At 63.6% G+C, this 18,503-nt stretch carries 9 protein-coding genes; 4 read left to right on the top strand and 5 right to left on the bottom strand.

Going from position 1 to position 18,503, the window contains the following annotated elements; translation table 11 throughout:
• Window positions 1-56 precede the first annotated feature (56 nt).
• Both F812_RS0102335 and F812_RS0102330 read left to right on the top strand, forming a co-directional pair.
• Entirely contained in the window at window positions 57-1,184 is a 1,128-nt protein-coding gene (locus F812_RS0102335; protein ID WP_198011116.1) for a Wzz/FepE/Etk N-terminal domain-containing protein, read from the top strand.
• Between the two features lie 30 nt (window positions 1,185-1,214).
• Entirely contained in the window at window positions 1,215-3,803 is a 2,589-nt protein-coding gene (locus F812_RS0102330) for a glycoside hydrolase family 5 protein (RefSeq protein ID WP_020084347.1), read from the top strand.
• Between the two features lie 7 nt (window positions 3,804-3,810).
• Here the strand turns inward: F812_RS0102330 and F812_RS0102325 are convergent, their stop codons facing one another.
• The 4 genes from F812_RS0102325 to F812_RS0102310 all read right to left on the bottom strand — a co-directional run bounded on the left by F812_RS0102325 (window position 3,811) and on the right by F812_RS0102310 (window position 13,190).
• Entirely contained in the window at window positions 3,811-4,830 is a 1,020-nt protein-coding gene (locus tag F812_RS0102325; RefSeq protein WP_156827181.1) for a hypothetical protein, read from the bottom strand.
• 90 nt (window positions 4,831-4,920) lie between these two features.
• Window positions 4,921-10,872 carry a non-ribosomal peptide synthetase gene (locus tag F812_RS0102320; protein WP_026867788.1) on the bottom strand — a complete coding sequence of 1,984 codons (5,952 nt, stop codon included), beginning with the start codon at window positions 10,870-10,872 and terminating at the stop codon, window positions 4,921-4,923.
• Window positions 10,873-11,172: 300 nt separating this feature from the next.
• Entirely contained in the window at window positions 11,173-12,183 is a 1,011-nt protein-coding gene (locus F812_RS0102315; protein ID WP_020084345.1) for a glycosyltransferase family 2 protein, read from the bottom strand.
• Complete coding sequence (locus F812_RS0102310; RefSeq protein WP_020084344.1) at window positions 12,180-13,190, bottom strand: glycosyltransferase family 2 protein; 1,011 nt, start codon at window positions 13,188-13,190, stop codon at window positions 12,180-12,182. The genes F812_RS0102315 and F812_RS0102310 overlap by 4 nt, the downstream gene beginning before the upstream one ends.
• 609 nt (window positions 13,191-13,799) lie before the next feature.
• Between F812_RS0102310 and F812_RS0102305 the strand changes: the two genes are divergently transcribed.
• Both F812_RS0102305 and F812_RS0102295 read left to right on the top strand, forming a co-directional pair.
• Window positions 13,800-15,173 (top strand): polysaccharide biosynthesis/export family protein, encoded by a 1,374-nt coding sequence (locus F812_RS0102305; RefSeq protein ID WP_020084343.1) that lies wholly within the window; start codon window positions 13,800-13,802, stop codon window positions 15,171-15,173.
• Window positions 15,174-15,415: 242 nt separating this feature from the next.
• Window positions 15,416-16,825 carry an oligosaccharide flippase family protein gene (locus tag F812_RS0102295; protein ID WP_020084341.1) on the top strand — a complete coding sequence of 470 codons (1,410 nt, stop codon included), beginning with the start codon at window positions 15,416-15,418 and terminating at the stop codon, window positions 16,823-16,825.
• Window positions 16,826-16,863: 38 nt separating this feature from the next.
• Here F812_RS0102295 and F812_RS0102290 read toward each other — a convergent pair whose 3' ends face one another.
• Window positions 16,864-18,381 carry an O-antigen ligase family protein gene (locus F812_RS0102290; protein ID WP_020084340.1) on the bottom strand — a complete coding sequence of 506 codons (1,518 nt, stop codon included), beginning with the start codon at window positions 18,379-18,381 and terminating at the stop codon, window positions 16,864-16,866.
• Window positions 18,382-18,503 lie beyond the last annotated feature (122 nt).

The raw sequence follows: 18,503 nt of genomic DNA, 5'->3' as shown, positions 1-18,503 counted from the left end.
CCTGACGGCGGCCGAAACCGGCCGCCTGGACGATCTGCAATGGAGTGATGCCGCACATGGGCATTGGATCTGAATTCATCCGGGAGCATCTGGTCTTCGCGCTGGACGTACTGCGCCGGCGCTGGCTCCTTCTCGCTTTGCCGATCTTGCTCGCGGCCCTCCTTTCGGCCTTCGCCGTCAAGTTCGCGCCCACCAAGTACACCGCCAAGTCGCTCATCCTCCTCCAGGCTGCAAACCGCAGCATCGGCGGATCGAACACCATCCAGCGCTCCAGCACCTACGAGCAGGTCCGCGCGATCGAAGCGTGGCTGAAGAGCGACCACGTGCTCGCAGGCATCCTGCCTCAGATCAAGGCCTTCCCTCCCGCGAAGTCGCCGGCCGAGCTGTTCATCCAGACAAGAGCGCTCGGCGCTTCGCTGACCTTCGAGCTCGTGGGCGGCTCCATTCTTGAGGTCGGTCTCGAAGGCCGCAATCCCGTGGGCCTCGGACGGGACCTCGAGGTCATCCTCTCGCGCCTCATGGAAGGCCTCACCGGCCCCGAGCAGAACATCTTCAGCGCGCCCCAATTCGTGCTCATGCGCAGAAGCGAGGACGTGGCCATCGCCGAGACGGCCTTGATGAAGGCCATCAACGAAGGCGGCTTCCAGGCACCGCTCCAGGTGCGCGCTGAGCTTCAGCAGCTGTGGACCATGACCCAGCGCCGCGGCAACGCGAGCTACGACATGTCGTCGAGCGCGGAGCCTCCGCCGGAAACGGCCTCGGACGACGACAAGAGGGCTTTCGCTGCAGCCAACAGGCTCCGCCTTGCCATCAGCGAGAACCCGAAGGTGGTTCAGAACCTCGAACGCCTGTATGGCGTCTATCAGGCCGCCCTCGATCGCTTCCAGGCCCTGCAGAACCAGGCAGGCGGCGCGCGCGGCAACAACTATGTCGGCATCTTCGACTCGCCTGACGATCTGCTCATCATCGGACGCCCGAAGGATCCAATCGTCGGAGAAAGCGTCGCGCGCAAGCTCGCCGTGGCCGGCATCCTGCTGAGCGTGATCGGAGGCTGCGGCCTCGTATTCCTGGTCGAGCTGTTCGCCGGCCTCTTGCGCACGAGACGCGACCACGAGAACGCATCCGGCCTTCAGGTCGTCGGACGGGTCTCGAGAATTCCGCGAAGGAAGCTTGCCCACGGCTGAGCACAGCCCAGAACGGAGGATACGGATCACATGATCGCAAAACGCGTAGTCCGATCCGCTCTGATCGCACTGTCCATGCTCTTCTGCGCCAGCGCCGCAATGGCCCAGGCGCACGCCAAATTCGACCCCGATACCGGCCTTTTCAGGGTCGAATACAAAACCTCGACCGTCGTGGATGCCGAGTTCAGTTTCTGGCGCGGTGAGTGGTCCTGGCTCGGCCTTGGCCTGGTGACGAGCGTGGTGGAGCCCCTGCGCCGCTACTCGGTGCGCGGAGACGCAGCCGAGAAAATGACACTCGATGCCGATGTGGAGCTTTCGGAGCCCGGCAAAGCCACTTGGGCTTTGCGGCTTAAGGAGGATCCGGAGCGCGCCACGGACGTCTTCGGCACCATTATCTTCAGGATTTCGAGCGACGCGCTGAAGCGCAAGGGTTTCGATCCCGTGGCGGACGTGCGTCCCGACCGGATGGGATGGTCGCTGCTTCTGGAGCCGGACAAGCCACCCCTGACGATCACGTTCGACAAACCCGTCGAAAGCCTCAGCTTCGAGATGGGAAACCGTAACGAGATCCGCGCCTATCTCCTCCAGAAGAACACCAGGCCCGATTCACTCGATCTCAAGATGACGGTGTCCCTTCCGGGCGAGTTCGTGCCCACTCTCTCCGAGCGCCTGGGCGAGAAGAAGGACACCTGGTGGGCAAGCGACATCCATTGGAACCGCACGCCTGTCGACCTGAGCTTCCTTAACGCCGAAGAGAAGCCCGCCGGAAAGCGGGGCTTCCTGCACGCGGTCGGCGAGGACCTGGTGTTCGAGGATGGAACCAAGGCCCGCTTCTGGGGCACGAACCTGTCGGGCTACGCGCTGTTCCAGGGCACCACGCCCGAGCTCGTGCGCAATCAGGCCAAGCGCATTTCGAAGCTTGGCTTCAATCTGGTCCGCATTCATCACCACGACTCGGCCTGGGTCTCACCCAACATCTTCGGCGCCGAGCCGCCGAACACCCTTTCCCTCAACGCCGCCTCGCTCGAGAAGATCGACTGGTGGATCAAGTGTCTCCGGGACGAAGGCATCTACGTCTGGCTGGACCTCCACGTTGGACGGAAGCTCAAGAAGGCCGACGGCGTCGATGCGTTCCAGGAGATCGCGGACAAGGACGGTGCCACGGCCGAAATGAAGGGCTACATGTATGTCAACGACAGCATCAAGGCCCGCACGAAGGAGTTCGCGGACGCTTACCTCTCGCATGTGAACCCTCACACCGGGCTCGCCTACAAGGATGATCCGGCCGTCGTCACCGTGCTGATCACGAATGAGAACGACCTCACCCAGCACTACGGAAACGGCCTGTTGCCGGACAAGAACGTGCCCTGGCATTCGGAGCGCTATCTCGCACGCGCCGACGCGTTCGCGGCGAAATCCGGGCTCGATAAGAGCAAGGTCTGGCGAAGCTGGGAGTTCGGGGCGTCGAAGATCTTCCTCGCCGACCTAGAACACGCCTATTTCAGCGACATGACGAGCCACTTGCGTAAGCTCGGCGTCAAGGTGCCGATCGTCGGCACCAACTACTGGGGCGGCATGAATACGTCCGGCCTTACCTCGCTCGCTGAAGGCGATATGGTGGATGCGCACGCTTACGGCGGCACCAACGAGGTCGAGAACAATCCGCGCTTCACGCCGAGCCTGATGAGCTGGATCTCCGGCGGCGCGATCGTCAACAAGCCGTTTTCCGTCAGCGAGTGGAACGTCGAGCCATTCCCCGTATTCGACCGCTTCCAGGTTCCAGCCCATCTCGCCTCCGTCGCAAGCCTCCAGGGCTGGAACGCATTGCTTCAGTACGCCTATACCCAGGCCCCCATGAACGGCTACGCCTCCGTCGGAAACTGGGAGGGTTACAATGATCCGGCCCTGCTCGCGACCATGCCGGCCGCCGCTCTTCTGTTCCGCGCCAAGCATGTGAGCGAGGCTAAGAGCACATACGAGCTCGACCTGCCTGAAAAGGTGTTTACGGGGACCGAGGTCAACGCACGCACCTCGCGCGCCATCAGAACCCTCACCGAAACCTCAAAGCTGCGCATCAGGGTGCCCCAGATGCCGGCCCTGAGCTGGATCACCGAGCAGCCTGCGGCAAGCAGCGCAAAACAGATCACCGATCCCGATTTCGACGCCATCGGGGAAGGCAAGACCAGCGTTTGTTCCGACACCGGCGAGCTCTGCCGCGACTGGCAGCAAGGCGTCTTCACGGTCAACACTGCGAAATCCCAGATCGCGAGCGGCTGGCTCGGCGGAAAGACAATCGCGCTGCGCGACGTCACCGTAGCTCTGAGCACCGCAAATGCCGCAGTTGCCGTTCAGAGCCTCGACGGCGAGCCTTTGCCCCAGTCGAGCAGGCTTATGGTTTCGATCTCGGCCCGGTCGACACCCGAGGTGCAGGGACGTCTGCCGTATCTCACCGAGCCCGTCGAAGGGGAAATCAGAATTCGCGCGCGGGCTGGGCTCAAGGCCTACAAAGCGGATCGCGAAGGCGTCCTGTCACCCGTGCCGCTCGAAACCACCGCCGAAGGCTACACGCTTCTGCGCCTCACGCCAGACATCCGCTCGCACTGGCTGTTCCTGCAATAGTCGCCAGCTAGCAGTCCGCGTCCCCAAGCACACCCGAACGCGGGTTTTTAGCGACAGTCTCCCACGCAATGCATTGGAGCGTTCGCGCAAGCGGCTCGCCGATCTCGGGCGGCGATGGAAGATCGGCCGGACTTTGCCGATAGAGCGTCGCGAAGTGCACCAGCGCCGAGAAGTAGATGCCAGCAAGGCTCGCGTGAATGTCGTCGAATGGCTTCGAGGGATCTCTGAGCGCGCCGGTGGCAGAGTCGACGACCGGATTGGCCACCATATCGATCAGGCGAAACGGCCTTCCGTCTGGCCATTCAAAACGATCGCCCGGCTTCGGAGCCGCCATACGCGCATCGAGCGCCAGGAGTGCGTCGCCCACCGGGGCCGAATAAATGGGATCCTCGATGCCGCAACCGGCATCTGATGTCGAGGTCCAGCCGAGCCGATGCAGCCAATGAGGCGCGACGACGGACGGCTTCCGGGCCGCGTCCGCAAGTTCATCCCACAGCACCCGCTCCGCCTTCATCTCGGCGCGCCAATCGAAACCCTCGGGCGCGGGCTTGCCTCCAGCCCGATGCGAGCCCTGGAAGTTCACCCACGTCTGGTAGAGATAGACGCGTGCCTTAGGATTGGCCTTGAGCAGGGTGCAGTAGAAGCTGCGCAGATAATAGGGGCTGAACTCGTACTTGAGCGTTCCCGCAAGCGGAACAGCCTCCGTCGCAACGAGCGTATCGTAACGCCCCGCCTCCGTTTCGAAGACCGCTCGCTTCTTGGCCATCGGAGAAGCGTCGCGATCGTAGCTGTGTGGCCGCCCGCGCCAGAGGGCCGACAATGGGGAGCCGAACAGCGTGTGATCCGTCATGGTGTAGGCAAGCTTTCGGCTCTCCGCCAGCCTGCCGACGACCGACATGATGTCGACGCGGCCCCACGCCGAGTCCGCCTTCTGCTCGATGAGGCTGTGCCCCACCCACATGACCGAAATACCCGGCTTGGGACCGAGCCTGTGCTCCTGCCAGCTCTCCGCGGGCGCGCGCACCATGTCTTGAGCCCTTACTTCGAAAAGGCTTGCCCAGCCGGCCGCCGCAACGGCGAGCGAGACACAAAGAGGATTGCGATATCCGGCCATTTCTCAGCCTATCAGCATGCGCGAAGACGAAAGCGCGCGCTTGAGCCGCTTCAGGATCTGCCGCGCGACCACGCTCACATGCGGCGCCTTGAGAACATCGAGATGATCACCCGGAACGTGCTGCACATCGAGGTTGCGGACGACAGCCCTCCAGCGCGCCGTCGTGTCCAGCGTCTTGCTATCATCCGCCCGGAACAGAACCGTCGTTCCGTCGTAGGGCTTCACCTTGTATCGGCGCGCCGCCCGCGCATAGATGGTATCGCGCAAAGCAGCGCGCCGGGCATCCTGAACGTCCAGGATGTTCATCACCGGGAACGCGTCCCCGGCCGGGCCTGCAAACGCACTGATCAGCTCCGAAAAGCGCGCACGCCCGCGCACAAACCCCGGCATCACGCCCTCTTTCGGGAACATCTGCACGTGATGCAGCGCGCGGCGTGCGACTGTCCTGATCTTGCGCTCAGGCATCACTGTATCGAACATCGCGAGGAACGCGACCTCCTCACCGGCGCGGCGAAGCTGCTGGGCCATTTCGTAGGCGAGCAAGCCTCCGAACGACAGCCCGGCGAGAGAATAGGGACCGTGCGGCTGCTTCTTGCGCACCTCGACGAGATAGTCGGCCGCAAGCGTCTCGACCGAGATAAAACGCGATCTCTCATCCGCGTCTCCGTTCAGGATGCCGAGCTCGCACGGAACGAAGATCGCGTAAACCGGCGTATGCGGCGCAAGCTGGTCCGCCAGCTCCTGATAGAGATGGATGCCGCAGATGCAGAACAGCGGCGGTCCCTCCCCTTGCTCCTGCAGCGACACGAGCGATGGCTGCTCGAGATGCGGACGCATGCTCATTGCCGCGCCCAATCCGGCGACGGTGGGGTTCTGGAAAAACAGCGGTAGCGTGCACCGCGGCGAGATATCGGCCCGGATGCGGTTCACGACGCGCACCGCCAGCATGGAATGACCGCCGAGATCGAAGAAGTTCTCGTGAACGCCGAAGCGCTCGGTGCCGAGAACCTCACGCCAGATCTCCCAAATGGCCTGCTCGGTGAGGTTTCGCGGCGGCGTCGCGGCTTCGATCGTGAGATCGGGCAGCGGCCCTGCCGCCAGCTGCTTGCGATCGATCTTTCCGCTCCCAAGCAGCGGCAAGGCTTCCATTTCGGTAAAATGCTGCGGTACCATGTAGTCCGGCAGAAGGGCGCGCAGATGATCCCGAAGCGCCTCTCGCCCCGCAGGCTCCGCGCCCGACGCCACATACGCGACGAGCCGTTTGTCTCCGCCGAAATCACGGACGTCGACTGCCGCACGTGAGACCTGCGGATGCCGCGCCAGCGCCGCCTCGATCTCCGCAAGCTCGATCCGGTATCCTCGGATCTTCACTTGCGAATCCGACCGGCCGAGATGCAACAGCATGCCGTCTTTGCGCCACAAGGCGCGATCACCCGTGCGATAGAGCCTCGCCTGGCCGTCGCTGGGGAAGAACGGATCTGCCAAAAATCGCTCCGCCGTCAGCTCCGGCCGTTTGAGGTAGCCCGCGCTGACGCCAAGCCCGCCGATGAACAGCTCACCCTCGACACCGATAGGGCACCGCCGCATGCCGGCATCGAGCACGTAGACCTGCGTATTGGCAATCGGCCGTCCAATGGAGATGCGTTGTTCCGCGGGGTCTGCCACCAGCCCGCCGGTGGACCAGACCGTCGTCTCGGTCGGCCCATACATGTTCCAGACCGCCTCGCAACGCACCCGCAAGGCCATTGCCAAATCCGGCGGAAGCGGCTCGCCCGTTACGATAGCCGTCTTGAGCCACGGTGAGCCGGGCCATCCCGCTGCCAGCAGCAGATACCAGGTCGACGGCGTCGCCTGCACCACGGATACGCCGTGCTCGTCAATCAGGCGCCACAAGGCAGCGCCATCCGCGATCTCGTCGCCGCCAGCCAGCACGATCTGCGCCCCGGCGCCGAGCGGCAACAACGTTTCAGTGATGGAAATGTCGAAGCTCAGCGTGGTCACCGCGAGAATGCGGTCGGATGCGGCAAGCCCCGGCTCCTGCTCCACGCTCGCGAGCAGGTTCACAACCGGGCGGTGAGGGACCACCACGCCTTTCGGTTCCCCTGTCGAGCCCGACGTGTAGAGAATGTAGGCGGCATCATCCGGACCGGCATCACGCGACACGTCCCACGCATCATCGGTCCGCGCCAGATCCGCCCCTTCGGAAATCGCCTTGCCGACGTCGAGACGCGAGGTCTCGGATGCCCAATCCACGAGCGCTCCCTCCGGAGCATGGGTGAGAATGAGTCCGAGGCCTGCATCGCCCGCCATGTAGCGCAGCCGCGCAGCGGGATTGGTGGGGTCGAGCGGCACATAAGCGCCGCCGGACTTCAGAATGCCGAGCTGCGCCACCAGCATCTCGACGGACCTGACGGCATAGAGCCCGACGCGGTCGCCTCGGCCGATCCCGCGCGCACGCAACGCGCGTGCAACCGCGTCCGCCGCACGGCCCAGCTCCCCATAGCTCGTCGCGCGCCCTTGGAACACAACCGCGGGTTCGTCGGCATTTCTCTCGAACGCAGGCGCCAGCCACGCAGGAACCGTCTCCGCGCGCAACGCAAGATCGCGCCCCCGCCCGAACGAGGAGATCCATGCGGCCTCCTCGGCATCCATCATCGGGAGAGCCGCTATCGTCACCGTTTCGGAAGCGGCCACAGCCCGAAGAACCCGCTCGTAATGAGAGGCGAGACGTTCCATCGTCTCCCGCTCGAACAGCTCCGCCGCATACTCGAAGCCGATCGAAAAATCGTGCTCGGCATCCACCATCACTGCAAGATCGAACTGCGTGGCCTCGCGGTCGAAATCAAAGCGCGAGACTTCGAGCCCGCCGAAATCGAGCTTACCGACCGGCGTGTTGATCATGTTGAACAGGACGTTGAAGAGAGGCGCGCGGCTGGCGTCTCGCTGATGTTTCAGCGCACGCACCAGAAGCTCGAACGGCATGTCCTGATGCGCAAAGGCGTCGAGCGCGCGCTGACGAACCTGCCGCAGGAGCGACGCGAAATCCTGCCCGCTGTCGACATCGGATCTCAGCACAAGCATGTTGACGAATGTACCGATGAGCGCTTCCGAGCGCGCATGGTTGCGATTGGCAATGGGAACACCGAACGAAATATCCGTTCGCCCGGAATGACGGTGCAGCAGCGCGTCGAGCGCCGCCATCATCACCATCGAAAGGCTCGCCGCGTGACGAGCGCCCAGCGCCGTCAATTCCTTCACAAGACCGGGATCGAGCGGCACCCGCACACGGCCGCCGCGATAGAGCGGATGATTGGGACGCGGCGCATCGGAAGCGAGCGCAAACGGCTCGAGATCGGCAAGCTCCTGTTCCCAGTACGCTTCCTCACGCTCACGCCGCGCGCCGGCAAACGTGCTGCGCTGCCACGCGGCGTAATCCGCATATTGCGCGACCAAAGGAGGCAGCAGCCCCACTTCGGCGCCAAGAGCCGCGCGATAGAAGTGCGCAAGCTCGCGCGCCAGCACGGCGAACGACCACTGATCGCCGATGATATGATGCATCACGATGAGCAGAACCGCCTCCCCCGCCCCGAGTTCGACGAGGTAGGTCCGCATCAACGGGCCGCGCTCAAAATCGAACGTCTCGTGTGTCAGGCGCGCAAGCAGGCGCTCCAGCTCCTCGGCCCGCGCCGCGGGATCGGCGGCCGAAAGCGCAACACGGCGAAGCGGAACGTGCATGGCCAGGTGAACGCGCGGCTCGACTCCGGACGCAGTCGTCTCGAACGTCGTCCGTAGAATATCGTGACGCTCGATGACGCGGGCGAATGCCGCCTCCATCGCATCCGCATCGACCGTGCCCCTGAGCCGCAAGGCGAGCGGCATGTGGTAGGCAGGGCTTTCCGGCGCCTGCTGGTGAATGAACCACATGCGTTCCTGCGAGAAGGACAGCGGCGTAGCGTCTGCCAAAACGATCTCGCCGCCTTGCCCTCGATCCACGCACGAAGAAACGGAGCGGCCCGCTTCGTCCCGAAGCTTCCGCGCGAGACCGGCAATGGTCGGCGCCTCGAACACACTCCGGATCGCGAGATCCACGCCGGAGGCAGCTTTCAGGCGCGAGACGAGCTGTGTCGCGGTGAGGGAGTTTCCGCCCTGCAGGAAGAAGTCATCGTCCACATTGCAGCGATCGAGACCCAGCACAGCCATCCACGCGTCGGCGACAACGCGTTCGGTGGCATCCGCAGGATCCCGGCTGGCCTGCACGGCCGGTCCGCCATTGAGCCTCTCACCCTCGAAGCCGCGTGCGAGATAGCGCTGGCGCGCGACAGCACGTTGCGGCTTTCCGCTCGAAGTCTGGGGCAACGCCCCGCGCTTCAACACCACGACATCGTGAACCTCGACGCCGTGCTCCGCGCTCACTTCACGCCTAATACGCTCGGCCAGGTCACGGATTGCGGCCTCGTCAGGCCTCCCCGAACATTCGGCGAGCAGCACCACGGCTTCCCCGACGGATCGTTCGATGCCCAAGGCGATAACGCCACCTTCGCGCACGGCATCATGTGCCGCCTCCGCCGTATGCTCGATGTCCTGCGGATAAAGATTGCGCCCATGCACGACGATCAGGTCTTTGCGGCGCCCGGAAATATAGAGCTGACCATCGTGCAGAAAGCCGAGATCGCCGGTACGCAGGAAGCGCTCGCCGCTTCCCGCGAGCTCTGCGCCGAACGCCTCGCGGCTCTCGTCCGGCTTCCCCCAGTAGCCTTGCCCGATGGTCAGCCCGCGCACCCAGATTTCGCCAACCCGGTTCGGCGCACGCTCAACGCCAGTTTCCGCGTCGACGATGCGAAGATCGAGCCCATCGAGCACCGCGCCGCACCCGACGAGCGTCTTGGCGTCGGCGGCATGGCCTGGCGCCTCGCAAACCTCGTTGCGCTCGAGGGCGGCGCTGTCCAAGCGTAGAAAACGCGGCGGCGTTTCCTCGCAATTGAGGCTTACGGCGAGAACGGCCTCCGCCATTCCGTAGGCCGGCGCGAAAGCCTCGCTACGAAACCCATGCGGAGCGAAAGCGCGCAGGAAAGCCTGGACGGTATCGGCGCGAACCGGCTCTCCGCCGCTCGTCGCCAGAGACCAGGAGCCGAGATCCACCGTCCAGTTCGGACGGCGGGCTAGAGCTCTCACGCAAGACAGGTACGCAGTATCCGGCCCACCGCTATGCGAGACGCGATATTTGGCTATTCCCTCGAGCCACGAAAGCGGCCTGCGCATGAACGAGACAGTCGGCATAAGATAGGAGGTCGCGCCCTTGTAGAGCGGCGCGATCACGCCCTGCACAAGCCCGAAATCGTGAAACCAGGGGAGCCAATTGAGGGAGCTGACCGGTTCCGTGCTCGAATCCGCTGTGCGTGTGATCACCGCGCAGTGATGCAGCACGTTGGCGTGCGTGAGTTCTACTCCGCGAGGTTCGCTGGTCGAGCCGGACGTATATTGCAGGTACGCAAGATCGCTTTCCGAAACCGTGACGTCTGGCGGTGCCGTCGCGAGACCTCCATCGAGCGCCTCGTAAGACACCCAATTATCAGGCACTGGCAGCGGCAGCTTCGCGAGCTGGTCTGCGGTGGTGACGACAAGGCTTGCGCCGGCATCGGCCGCGATGCCCTGCAGGCGACGGTATCCGATTTCCGCAAACTGCCGCGGCGCTGGCGCTGGCGCCGGAATGGGCACCGCGCCGGCCACGATGCACGCCCAGAACAGCTCGATGCTTTCGAGACCGTTGTCGAACGCGAGAAGCACACGCTCCCCCGGCTCGCAACGCGCGGCCAGGGCATAGGCGAGAGTGAACACCCGCCGCTGCAGCTCTTCGTAAGTGATCTGGCAGGCTATGCCGAGATTGTCGGCCAGCAGCGCGTAGGCGACCGTCGTCGCGCCGAGGCGGCTGCATTGACGCAGAAAGAGAGTGCGCAAATCTGCTGGAGCCCGGTCCTCCGGCGAGGCGGTGCGCAGCTTGGATGCTTTGGGAGAGAGGGCACGAAGCCGGTCTCTGGGACTGACATGAGTCACGTTATCGCAGCCACGACTGTTTCCACGACCGACATGACGCCTCAGCCACCCAGACGCCCCTGCCAACATTCAGAAAAAACGAAAAAACCCGAACCAAATCCTATCCGTCCGCGCAGCGCCTAACAAACGCCCCAGAGCACTAGCGTTAACGGAGCGAAAAGCATTGTGCCCGCCTCCGCAAGACGGGATCGCACGACGACGGAATCACTTGTATTCAATTAATTTTCCCGCACGCCCCGTGAGCAGGTCTCGCCGAAATTTCATCTGTCCGGCGGCCTCGGGAAATCGGCCCAGAACGTGGAGAAAAGAGGACGCCAGAGGCATCGGCTCACGCCCCGTGCGCTTGAGGTAAAGGCGGAGCACCTGAACGGGATAGACCAGCGCGAGCGCAAGGCCCGCAGGCCCCACAAGCACCACCGTGGCGGCGATCGCTGCCGGAATGCCGGCACCCCAGATCCACGCGCGGCGGGACTCGGCCACCCAATGACGCTCAGGCGGGTCGCCATGCAGGTGAGCGCCTTGGGCAAACGCGTAGCCGGAGCGCACGGAGCGGCGCCACCACTGGGAGAAACGCGTCATCGCCGCGTCATGCAGCGTCATCGGGTGATCGAGGCAGAAAATCTTCCACCCCCGCCGACGCAAGCGAACGCACAGCTCGGGCTCCTCGCCCGCAATGAGATCCGGCCGGTAACCGCCGGCCTCGCGGAACGCGCTTGCGCGCATCAACGCATCTCCGCCGCAGCTTTTCACCTCGCCCGCAGGAACGCTCCATTCGAGATCGCAAAGCCGGTTATAGAGAGAGCGTTCCGGAAACCGCTCCCGCCGCCGGCCGAATACGACGGCCGCCGCATCCGTCTCGGACAGAAAGCGGCGTGCGGTCCCGATCCAGCCGCGCTCCACCTCGCAATCGCCATCCACAAACTGAATGTAGGCCGGGCGCTCCCCAAGGCTCTCCAGATGGGAAAATCCCGCGTTGCGCGCCCGGGCAGCCGTGAAGGGCAAGCTGAGGTCAAGCGGCACCACGTGCACGCCAAGCCCTTCCGCGAACGCGATCGAGCCGTCGCTCGATCCGGAATCCACGTAGACGATCGTGCGAACCTGCCCGAGGAGCGAGCGCAGGCAACGCTGAAGCCGCTCGCCCTCGTTGCGCCCGATGACGATTGCCGCGACGTCCTGGTGAGGCTGCTCCACCGCGCCCGGGCCGCCCTCCGTCATCGCGGCTCCCCGCCGGCAGACGGATTGAGGATCGCGCTCTGACGCGCGAGATCGCTGAGAAACCGTTCGGGATTCGTGGGTGCGCGTCCCCGCACGACGTTGCGGAGCATCGATAGTGCGGTTCCGGCCGCAAGCGCGAGATCCGCCAGCGCCGCATAGACCACGCCATGATGCTTGATGAAGTAGCGCCGCCGCGACTGGAACCAGTAGGGAGCCCGCCGCTTGACACGCCCCGCCGCATCGGTGACGCCCGTGCTCTTGCCCACGAGATGGATCACACGGCTCTCGGGCACATACCAGCAAGACCAGCCGTAATCCAACGCACGACGGCAGAAATCCGTCTCCTCGTAGTAGAGGAAGTAGTCCTCGTCCATCAGCCCCACGTCCTGGAAAACGCGTGTGCGGATCAGCATGCTCGCGCCCGAAAGCCAATCGTAGCGGGAGGGCTCATCGGTGAGAGGAGGCGCGATCACCCACGGCTTCAGCAGCTTGGACACGACGCCGATCTGAAGGCTCGATTCGAACTCGCCCGCGACCGAATGAAAGCGAAACGCCGAGCATTGGCGCTCCCCATCGGGGTGCTCCAGGCGGCTTCCGGCGATCCCCGCATCGGGATGGGTTTCGAGAAAGGAGATGAGCGCGCGGAGCCCGCCCGGCCTCACGACGGTGTCGGTATTCAGAAGCCAGATGTACTTAGGGGGCTGCGGCTTCGCGAGCTGCTCGCGAACCACGCCGTTGTTGCCATAGCTGAAGCCGCCGTTGATCGGCATCGGCAGCAGCCGCGCCCACGCGGACCATCCGTTCTCCGCTATGGCGCGCGCGATCTCTGCGCCCGATCCATCCGGCGAGGCGTTGTCTGCGACCACCACATGAGAGCCGGGATACTGCGCAATCTCGGGCTCGAGCGAGCGAAGAGCGTCCAGCGTGAGATCGCGCGTGCAATAATTCACGAGCGCGACAACGACGGTGACACCCGAAGCTGTCTTATCCGTCTGCTCAGAAAACATAATTTCACCCACTACGATCGGACGCGGTTGCGCCTCAGACGCGCGGCACTCGTACTATCACAGCACCGAAGCTTCGGAAGAAATCCCGCTGACTTTGGTTGAGCGGGGCGAAATCCCGCCTCGCGCGCGGCGTCATCCACAGGCCTCGGCGCGGAGCCCGGCTGCAAGTTCCGTCGTCGCGAACCGGCCCCAAACCGCACGTTCTCGACTGCGACGATCCGATGAAACACCGCCCTTCCGTGTGACAATCCACAGCTCGCGGCGGCAGCGGTTAACCAAGGTAAACAATATCATAATATTTATGTTGCACATGATTGTATCAGGTCATATTTTTCGATTTCTAGACGTGCCGTTTTGGCACGTATTTGCTCCTGACTTAGGTCGTTCACATGGGGCACGTCGTTGGCCTGCAATCTTTGTGCAGACGAACGCCGTAGCGGAAGGGTGGAGTCCGTGACGAGTAAAATTGTTAGCCGCCCGATCGTGCGGCGAGTGCGCATTCCGACGCTTTTGGGCGCGTGTGTCGCAGCAAGCATATTGCCTGGCGCTATTTTTGCCGACAGCTTTGGAGAAGACTCGGCCCATGCCGATAGGCATGCGGCCTCGGCGGTGGATCTCGCATCCGTATCGCCCGCGCATGCGCTCTCGCCAAACGCGTCGAGTATCCGCGAGGTCGAGTATAGCGTACCCGCCGCGCAAACGCAGGCTCAAACCAAGAAGCGGGCGACATTCGACATGTCGCACGTCGAGCGCATCCGGATCCGCGTGTGGGGCAACGCCGACGTAAGCGGCGACTACACCATCGATCCGGACTCTTCGCTCTCCTTCCCGCGCCTGGGCCGTATCGAGATCGGCACCATGACGCCGGCCGAGCTCGAGCAGATGCTGGCCCAGAAGCTCAGCGCCTTGACGCGCACCGACGTGACGGTGGCCATCGAGGTCGCCAAGTTCCGTCCCTACTTCATCATGGGTCAGGTTGCCGAAGCCGGTGCCATCGAATGGCGCCCGGGCCTCAAGGTGATCCAGGCCATTTCTCTCGCACGCGGTGTGATGCGTTCGTCTGTCGAGGGAGGCAGCACGCAGGTTCGTACGGTTGCGAACCGCCAGACGCGGACGCAGTTGACCTTCGCTCTCGCACAGCTCGCGCGCCTAAAGGCCGAGCGTGAGGGTGCTGACGCGGTCGCAACGACCGAGCGCGTCAAGACGCTGATCAAGAGCGTTCCGGAATCGAGCCGCACGGCTCTGACGACGCTCGTCGCTCGCCAGAACACGATGCTGAGCGAGCAGCGCGACATGATGGAAACCCAGCTCATCGGCCTTCGTCGTGAGCGCGAGGCCGCCGAGCGTGAGCTCTCCGCCGCCCAGAGCCAGGAGAAGGCCGTCCTCGGCCAGCTCGAGATCACGCGCGCTCAGCTCGCCGACATCGAGAGCCTCAAGGACAAGCAGCTCGTCTCCAAGAGCCGTTATCTGAGCCAGAAGTCGGACCTGCTTTCGAGCGAGGTGCGTTACGCAGAGGCGCACTCCATGGTCGAGCGTGCACGCGTTCGCCTGAGCAACATCGACCAGCAGCTCGTGATGGTTCCGCAGCAGCGCCGCGCCGCTCTGAGCGAGCGTATCGATGCGCTCGAGCGTGAGGTCGCCCAGCTCGAGCTCGCTTCGGGCGTGCGCCCCGGCACCGCTGACCAGGAGGATGTGCTGAAGCTCAAGTATCACATCGCCCGCGAGACCGCTGAAGGCGTACAGACGATTCCCGCCTCCGTGTTCACCGAGATCCTGCCGGGTGATGTGCTGATCGTGGCCGAAGGCCAGGACGCCCAGCCTGAGGCCGCCAGCGAGCAGTCGTCTCTCGAAGGCAGCGACAACGCGATCGACGCTGCCGACGCCGCGCAGCGCATGATCGAGGACGCGGCCGTGGACGCCCCGGCGATCCTCCGCCGCACGTCTTCCTCGTCCTCGGACGCAGGCAGCCGCAGCCACTACTGAGATTGCTTCCAGCGGCCGTGCGGCATGACCTGCCGCGCGGCCGCTTTTTCGTGCCCAAACGGATGCATCTTCGTCACGAGCCAGCCACCCCGGCGCGACGCCGCAAGGCCCACGGACGCCATGTTGGCCCGATATTAATCTCCTCATGCGTGAATGGCTTGCCAACCAGCCCCTTCGATGGTGATTAGGCCTGTCCCAGGCCGACCGGGCACTTTCGGAACTTGATGCGAGGAGAGCATCGCGTGCGATTTGTACCGCTTGATGCGCTCTCCCGGCTCAGCTTCTCCGCGCTCCGCGACCGCTTCATCCACGGCCGCATTTTCCAGGCCGCCAGCCTGATGATGGGCGCTCAGGTTCTGAGCCAGGTGATCCGCCTCGGCGGCAACCTGATCATCACCAGATTGCTGGCTCCCGAGATGTTCGGCCTCATGATCCTCGTGATCATGATCCAGGTCACGCTCGGCCTGCTCTCCGACATCGGACTTCGCTCCGCCATCATTCAGAGCAAGCGCGGAGACGATCCCGTGCTCCTCAACACCGCGTTCTCGGTGCAGGTGCTCCGCGGCGTGATCATGTGGATCGCCTGCGTCGCCATCGCGATGCTGTTGTATCTCGCCAACAGCTTCGGTCTCTTCAAGGAAGGAACCGCCTTCACCGCGCCCGAGCTGCCCCTCCTGCTCATTGCCGCGTCATTCGTGTTCGTGATCGGTGGTTTCCAGTCCACGAACCACATGACGGCCGGCCGCAACCTTGCACTCGGCCGTCTCATCATCATCGACGGGGCCGCCCAGATCGGCAGCCTGATCTTGATGATCGCGCTCGGCTACTTCACCCGGTCGATCTGGTCTCTTGTCGCTGCCAGCGTGGTCGCGACACTCATCACGACCGTGATGAGCCACACGTATCTCCCGGGCATCAAGAACCGCTTCATGTGGAACCGGGAGGCACTCACCGAGATATCGAAGTTCGGCCAGTGGGTGTTGGTTTCATCGATCACCTTCGTGTTCGCAACCAACATCGATCGCGCCTTCCTCGGCGCCGTCGTCAGCGCTGCGACCCTCGGCATCTACTCCATCGCGCTCAACCTGCATGGAGCGGTCGACGGGCTGATCTCGCGGCTGTTCGACAATGTCGTTCTCCCGGCTTTGAGCGAGGCCTCTCGTGAGAGCCACGAGAAGCTGCGCCAGCAATTGATGCGCCTGCGCCCACCGATCGACATCTGGTATCTGAGCTCTGCCGGCTTTCTGTTCGCGGTTGCGCCGAGCCTCGTCTCGCTGCTCTACGATCACCGTTACGAGGATGCGGGCGCCCTCCTCCAGATCCTGTCGTTCTCTCTCGTGTTCGCGCGATACGGCGTTTTCAGCATGGCTTACCTCGCCGTTGGACGGCCGAAGTACCAGGCGATCCTGAGCTTCGTGAGACTGGTTGCCGTTGCCGTTCTCTTGCCGACCCTCTTCTACATGTACGGCCTTCACGGCGCGATGTACGCCATCGCGCTCCATCCCATCGTCATGATGCCTTTCCACTACGTCTTCGCCCGCGAGCTCGGTCTTGCGGATCTGAAATACGAGCTGATGGTGCTCCCGGCATGGCCCGCGGGCTACATCGCCGGATTGACCGCAATAGCGATCCTCACCCGCATCCTCGGCTGAGACGCCTCGTCAGGCGATCGCAGCGCGGCGATGCCATCCTAGATCTGAGGGGCAGGGAGCTTCCGCGCCAGAGCGGGTTGCCAAGCGGGTACGCAGACCGGAGAGGGCGGCCGCACGCGAACCACCTCCTCATGTCTCTTTGCCGAAAGGCCGTAGGCGGCACGCCCCAGCGCCGCGAATACGATACCGAGATGAACCGTCAATGCGACATCGCTCGTCGTCGCGACGAGCGTCAGCCAGCCCACGAGGATCGCCAGCAGCACGGCACACGTCGAACGATCTCCGTGGCGCGCCTCGCGCCAGGCCCCGACCAGCAAGCCGTAAACGCTTTGCAGGAAGATGGAGAAGAACAGCACGAACCCGACGAACCCGTAGCTGAGCGCGATCTGCAGGTAGAGGTTCGTGATGTCGATGATGCCCTGCCCCTGGACAAGGTGATCGAACTTCCCGCTCGACATGAACCCGATGTTGCCGAACAGGAAATGGCTGCGGATATAGTCCAGCGACGTGATCAGAAGCTGTTTGCGATAATCGAACGTCCCGTAAGGATCGATCTCCGAATGATCGGTCTCGAACAGCCAGACGCTGCCCGCCATAACGCCGGCCAACAACCCCACGAAGTAGGTGGTCCGCAGCACCGTCGAGCGCATTGCAAACATCGCATAGACGCCATAGCCGAGCGCGAGCCCCACCATCGCCCCGCGCGAGCCGGTGGCAAATAGCCCGATGAACAGAAACGCCCGAAGCAGGTTGAGCCGGATGAACCCGAGCGACATGCGATGCTTCAGATATTCGAGTAGCAGCATGCCCGCCGCCAGATAGAATCCGAGCGAATGCGTGTTCGCCGTAGCCGAGATGCGCAGGAGCCCGCCACGATAATCGGGAATGCCCATCACGGAAGGCGGCTCGAACAGTCTGTAGAAATCCCACTGCTTGAGCGTGGAGATGAACGTCACGGCCGCGAGAATGACCGCGCAGGCGAGGAAGCCCCGCAGACAGGTTTCAAGCGCGTCATCGCTGTCTATGGCGCGCACCAGCGCCATATAGGGCACGATGAGGATCATGAACTGCTCCGCGAAGAAGCGGAACCCGCTCGTCACGTTGAGGGCCTGCGCCACCATGGCCGCCGTATACGCGGCAAACGCCACCACCGCGAAATCGGCGAGAGACCAGCCGAGCTTCGGCCGATCCGGCGATCGCGCGTAGAACAGCAGCGGCAGAAGAATGACGACGACCGCGATGCGGCTGTTCGAGACCACGGCGAGAAAGTTGATGCCTGGAAACGGAAGATCGGCATGAACGAAGTGCGGCACGGAGGGCACCGCGATCAGAAAGAAAGCCACGCGCCGGGCCGCCGAGAGGGGCGCCAGCGCCAGCATCAGCGCGGCCGTGGTCAGGAGGATCGTGAGAGGGTCGACGACGAGGAAGACGACCGGAATGCTGAGGAGCCACAGGAAAAGCCCGCGGCCCGCATCGAGATGCACCGTTCTCAATACGACGATCGCGAGACCGAGCGCAGCAAAGGCATAGATGGCGGCCGAAACGCTTGCGCCCATGCAACCGTGATCCTGAGGCCCATGGCCATGGAGAATCCAAAGCCATTGTTTCCGCTAACCAAATAATACGCGGCGACAAGCGCCGCCATCATGTGCGGAGAATATGGTTGATGCTTCGGATT

The organism is Hyphomicrobium zavarzinii ATCC 27496, from assembly GCF_000383415.1.
GTDB lineage: Bacteria > Pseudomonadota > Alphaproteobacteria > Rhizobiales > Hyphomicrobiaceae > Hyphomicrobium_C > Hyphomicrobium_C zavarzinii.
The sequence above is the reverse complement of the archived record's forward strand: the minus strand, read 5'-3'. Positions and strand labels throughout refer to the sequence as shown.